The organism is Niallia sp. FSL R7-0648, assembly GCF_038007005.1.
GTDB classification, from domain to species: Bacteria; Bacillota; Bacilli; order Bacillales; family Cytobacillaceae; genus Niallia; species Niallia circulans.
The window spans coordinates 1-5,148 of sequence record NZ_JBBOWE010000006.1 but is presented as its reverse complement, the minus strand read 5'-3'; the positions used below and the strand labels follow the sequence as shown (position 1 = coordinate 5,148).

The window sequence follows — 5,148 nt, the reverse complement described above, 5'->3', positions numbered from 1 at the left end:
TTTCTTTCAAACGAAAATACTCTTTTTTTGGTGTCTGTCAACGGTAAGCGGACCGTAGGGAGCATTAAGGAGTTGATAGACTCACTGAACCCGAACCCTCTTGGCATTGTCGAAACCTTTGTTTCGACCTGCCTACTGGCGAGGGAGTCCCTCAAGGATTGAGGGGTTGGGGAGTTCGATTAAGGGGGTCTGGGGAAGAGTTCCCCAGTGGGTTTGGGCAACGCCCAAGGTCTATGCTTTTCTCGAATGGATGGAGTGCTGCCAATGTAAATTGGCCACACTTCAGCAAGGCGAGTTCGACAATAGTCGAAAGGCTTTTATGGGGGTTTGGGGAACACCCCAACACATGAAACTTTGCTGGCAAAGTGTAGTGTGCTACACTTCTCTTAATCTATTAGATTTTCAGAAGGGTGCGTGACCACAATTTGAGCTATGCAATTTTACATATGCAAAAGCTAAAACAACCTGCAATTAAAGGCATTCAAATACATAATCAAAGAGAAAAAGAGAGCCAAACAAATGGGGATATTAACGAAGCACTTTCCCACTTAAATTATGATTTGGTTAATAGTGATTTTATTGATTACAACGATAAAGTGAACAAAATGATTGAGGAAGGAGTGACGACTGGCAAAGCCATTCGGAAAGATGCGGTGAAGGTTGCTAGTTTTCTTGTTACTTCTGATTCAGAGTATTTTCAGAATCTATCAGAACGAGAAGAAAGACGATTCTTTGAATCGGCTTATGAATTCTTTGCAGATGAATATGGAGAAAAAAATATTGCTTATGCAATGGTTCATAAAGACGAAAAAACACCACATATGCATGTTGGATTTGTGCCGATTACGGAAGATGGTCGGCTTTCGGCAAAAGATTTTTTTGGTAAGAAACAACAACTTGCAAAGCTACAGGATAAATTTCATGACCATATGGTACGAGAAGGCTTCAATTTAGAACGTGGGGTCTCGACTGACCGTAAACATGTTGAATCTGCTAAATACAAGGCTCTAACGCTTCAACAAATGGAGAAGGATGCAAAAGAGAAGTATGAGCGAACAATAGGTCAGATCCATGAGATTACAGATAAGACGAAAGCTATTGAGAATATTGAATCGAAGAAGGTTCTTGGATTAGTTGGGATGAAAGAGCAAGATTATCAAAGTTTAGTGGACTATGCTACTAATGGAGTTATTTATCAAGTGAAAGCTGAGAATTTAGAAAAAGACTTGGAAAAAGCTAAAAAAGAAGTTGAACAGCTAAAATCAGATATGCAAATTGGACAAGATAAAGTTCGTCATTATTATAAACATATTGAGGAGAATTTGGATTCTTTAGTTAAAGAAAAAGTGATAGAAAAAATGAAGAAGACTGACATTGTAAAGAAATATGAAAACTTAATTGAAAAGTATAATGGGTTGGTTAATAAATACAATGACCAGTTAAAAGAAAAAACAAAACTAGTAGGGGAAAGGGATACACTTAAGTTTGAAAATCAGTCATATCAAAGAGAAAATAGAGATTTAAAGCTAGAAAATGGAAAATTAAAGGATAAATATTTGGAACTTGCTAATGAGTTTTCTGCTTTTAAAAAGAGAGTAGCAAAAGCTTTATTTGCTCAAATTGACCGAGTTAAAAGTTTTTTAAGGCTAAACGATGTAGACCACAATAAAATAAAATTTCTAGAAGATAAACGCAATGATTTTGTCCAGGACTCATTAGAAAAATTAGAGAAACCAGAAAAGCAAAAAAGAAGAGAAATGGAGATGGAACGTTAATGCATGATTTTGAAAGGTCAAAACAGATTATCAAAGGAACTTTAGACTGTAATCGTACTTGGAATGTGACGTTTGAATACAACAGAGACTATGAAAAGAAGCCTTTATCTTGGGAAGAAAATGAACAGTTGCTAGATGATCTTATTAAAGTGTTTGAAAAATATGAAATGCATTGGAAATTGAAATAAGGAGTTTTTAACATGAATAAAGGAAGAAAATGCCTACACTCTATGAATCTGTTATAATTTTACTAGAACGAGAAAAACCGCCCTATGCTTTGGTCGGCTAGGCGGTCTCTCGTATCAATCAAGGGTAAGGAATTAACCCCTATTCACTTTGTTATAAGTGTATTCTAACACATAAGGGCTAATTCCTTCCACACAAAGGGAGAGAATTATTTATGGCAAAAGTTGTTGATTTTGAACAAGCTGAAAGAAATGCTAGAAAGCGAGACTTTGAGAACGATACTGAAAAGTTTAAGCAAGATCATCATGAAGTATCAAAAGAAGAATTAGAAAAGGCTCTTCAAATAGTCAGTAAAGCTACTGGAAAAGAAACTTACATAGGTACTAAAAAAAGTCCCCAATCGAAAGTGAGGTTTGCTCAATTCTTGCAAAGAAACTGGGAATTTTTAAGACGTGAAAAGTATCTCACCAGTGAAGAAAAGGTTTTTTTAACTGATGTTCAATCTAATATCAGTATGCATTCAAATGCTGTTGTAGATGACATAATGAAAAAACCTGCAAATGCTTTGACGATTCAAGGTTTAGCCGATTGTTTAAATACATCACGAACAAAGATTAGTAGAGTAGTAAATGCCTTAATCAAAAAAGGAATACTTGCTAAAGCCGTTTCAGGCGATTCTAAGGACGTAAATCAAGCAAAGGATTATGTATTATTCATTAATCCAAATATCATTTATGTAGGCGATAAAGACGATGTAACAGAACATCTAGTCTTGATGTTTAGAAAGCAAATGAAAGACAATCCAACACTAAAAAAATTACCTCAAAAATTATTTTAACTAAGAGCCATTATTGGCTCTTTATTTTTTTTAACCGTATCAAATTTAATACGGTACCGTATCATTTTTGATACGGTGCTAAATCTCTAAAACTACTGATATATCAACCTTCTTTAAACATTATGTAAGTCTTATACTCTCACTCTCTATATAAGGGCTTTTCTCCATGCAAGGTTCGGGTAGTATTTTTTGAGAAACCCACTCAAAAAATCTCCACCCTTTTCCCCTTGCATGGAGAAATTTTACAGGCTGCGTCTATCTTGCCGAACGATCGATAAACTGATGAAACAATTTGCTAGTCGTTCGGAAGCAATCTAGTATAGCCTGTAAAAACGCTGTTCTCCCGCACTTAATAGAGTTTCTATGCCATAGTTAGATACGCTAAGAGGGGTTAACCCCTCTTGGCTCTCGCCAATTCACCCCAGCCTCACTCTCTCAACCTGATGAAAATAAAAACCAGAAGAGTTTTGGCTTTTAATTATAATGAGAAGCTTTCTTTGGTGGTGTCAGAAGGTTTTAATTTGTCTTTTGAGTATTTATAAGGGGGAGGCCTTTAAAAGCTTTATACAGGCATTTAAAACTTTTGAAGGTTTTAAAATTCTTTAAAGGAAAATAAACATATCTTAAAAATAGAGATTATTAATCTAAAATAAAAAAGAAGCCCTAAAAGGGCTTCTTTTTTTATTTTCCGTTTTTATATTTTGTTCTTAAAGTTATAATGAACTCAATGACAAAAGTGGTTACTAGACCTATTATAAAAATTGCATAGGTAGGTAAGAGTGTTTTATTAAATTGGAAATAGTAAAGGCTATCAATACCAGTTAAAAACAAGAAAATAAAAAAACCTATTACGCAACTTTTTTTGAAGTTATTATGTTGTGTATCAGACATTTCAGTAAAAAATAGTTTCACTATAAAATCGCTCCTTTCTTTAATTATAAATTACCATTTATATATACATTATGGTAGATTAAGGAATTTGAATTTGATAGAATGAATAAAAAAGGAGGAATTATTATGAAAAATAGTAAAATAACGGCATGCTTTTTATCTTTCATTCTAGTATTCTCATTAGTTATTCCTGTGAATGCGGCCAATGCAGAAAGTGCAAATCCAAAAGAAAGCGTTAACACCAATATAAATGACGTTCTTACATCTAGTGAAGCAGAGAAATTAATTAGTATTTTAGAAGAATTAGATAGAACTCTTAATATGAATAATTTAAGTGAGAATACTGATGAAATGCTTAATAAATTAAGTTCTGATGCTAGAGATTTTTATAATGTATATAAAGAAAGTGAATCTTTAGCTTTTAATAATTATATCAATTTTGAAAGCACTAGTACAAATATTGTAAGTAATACAACAAATCAAGAAGTTACTACTATGAAAGCAGCTTCGGTAGGTTTAGGGACTTTTACAGTAATAACACAATCACAAATAAATAAAATAAATACGTTAGCAAAAGAATTAGGAATAGGTTATAGTTTTGTTGTTGCAACAGCAAGTGTATTTAAAAAAAATCCAACTGCATTAACTCTGTTTATTGGAGCATTTGGTGCATATGGGGTAAATAAAATGAATAAGTGTAATAAGAATAAAAAAGGAATATTAATTAAACAAAATAGAATAGGATTAAGTGCATATTATACTTGTACTCCATTAAAATAGATAAAAAGCCCATTAAGGGCTTTTTTTGATTAGACAACTACTAAAACCATCTTCCTAAGATCATTTTAAGGGTGTTTTAAGTTTGTTTAAGTAAAAGGCATATTTTATTTTATTACGGTTTAAAAAAACAATGGTCTTAGAAGACTAGTATGTGCTTCTAAATACTAATCAAGGGAATATTATTGTTAAAAATTGTTGAATTAGATAGATGATAGCAACTACTACTACTGGAATTAAAGAGCATATTGCATAAATGTCTCTAGCATTAACTTTGATCTGTTTATGTTTATCTTTGTATTCCAAATTACTTTACTCCTTTCTAATGTATTTTGTAGAGAAAGAACTCAAGTCCTTTATTGGTGGACGAAAAAATATTCCCTAATAATAGATTTGTCATTTTAGAAGACCACTTTTTTAATTTCTTTTTAAATAGAAATCTAAATAGGCACGTTAGTGCCATTTTTGTATATAAATTAGATTTATATATCTTTTATAATTATTGAATGCAAAAAGGCTATAGATATATAAGTATCCATAGCCTTTTAATAACTTTTTTAATAGTCTAATTTCACTTTGTAATTTTAACTGTTTTCCCCTTTAGATAGAGTATACATTTCCTTTTTTGTTTTAAGGTACTAAGAGTGGCTTTTTGATTTAAATAAGAGAACAAGGAGGTAT

Annotated in this window: 4 protein-coding genes; all 4 read left to right on the top strand. The window is 32.2% G+C overall.

All coding sequences use genetic code 11. The annotated features are described in order from the left end of the window. Positions 1 to 425 precede the first annotated feature (425 nt). The 4 genes from mobV to NSQ89_RS25245 all read left to right on the top strand — a co-directional run bounded on the left by mobV (position 426) and on the right by NSQ89_RS25245 (position 4,470). Positions 426 to 1,775, top strand: a complete 1,350-nt coding sequence (gene mobV / locus NSQ89_RS25260; protein ID WP_341133462.1) for a MobV family relaxase — start codon at positions 426 to 428, stop codon at positions 1,773 to 1,775. After that, positions 1,775 to 1,963 carry a hypothetical protein gene (locus tag NSQ89_RS25255; RefSeq protein ID WP_341133461.1) on the top strand — a complete coding sequence of 63 codons (189 nt, stop codon included), beginning with the start codon at positions 1,775 to 1,777 and terminating at the stop codon, positions 1,961 to 1,963. Before mobV ends, NSQ89_RS25255 begins: the two co-directional genes overlap by 1 nt. A 212-nt stretch (positions 1,964 to 2,175) precedes the next feature. Beyond that, on the top strand, positions 2,176 to 2,799 hold the full coding sequence (locus NSQ89_RS25250) for a MarR family transcriptional regulator (RefSeq protein ID WP_173026438.1): 624 nt from the start codon (positions 2,176 to 2,178) through the stop codon (positions 2,797 to 2,799). 1,017 nt (positions 2,800 to 3,816) lie between these two features. Further along, positions 3,817 to 4,470 (top strand): hypothetical protein, encoded by a 654-nt coding sequence (locus NSQ89_RS25245; protein ID WP_341133460.1) that lies wholly within the window; start codon positions 3,817 to 3,819, stop codon positions 4,468 to 4,470. Positions 4,471 to 5,148 lie beyond the last annotated feature (678 nt).

Coding starts and splice junctions, on each gene's coding strand:
- NSQ89_RS25255 (WP_341133461.1), top strand. CDS start 1,775: ATGCATGATTTTGAAAGGTCAAAACAGATTATCAAAGGAACTTTAGAC.
- NSQ89_RS25250 (WP_173026438.1), top strand. CDS start 2,176: ATGGCAAAAGTTGTTGATTTTGAACAAGCTGAAAGAAATGCTAGAAAG.
- NSQ89_RS25245 (WP_341133460.1), top strand. CDS start 3,817: ATGAAAAATAGTAAAATAACGGCATGCTTTTTATCTTTCATTCTAGTA.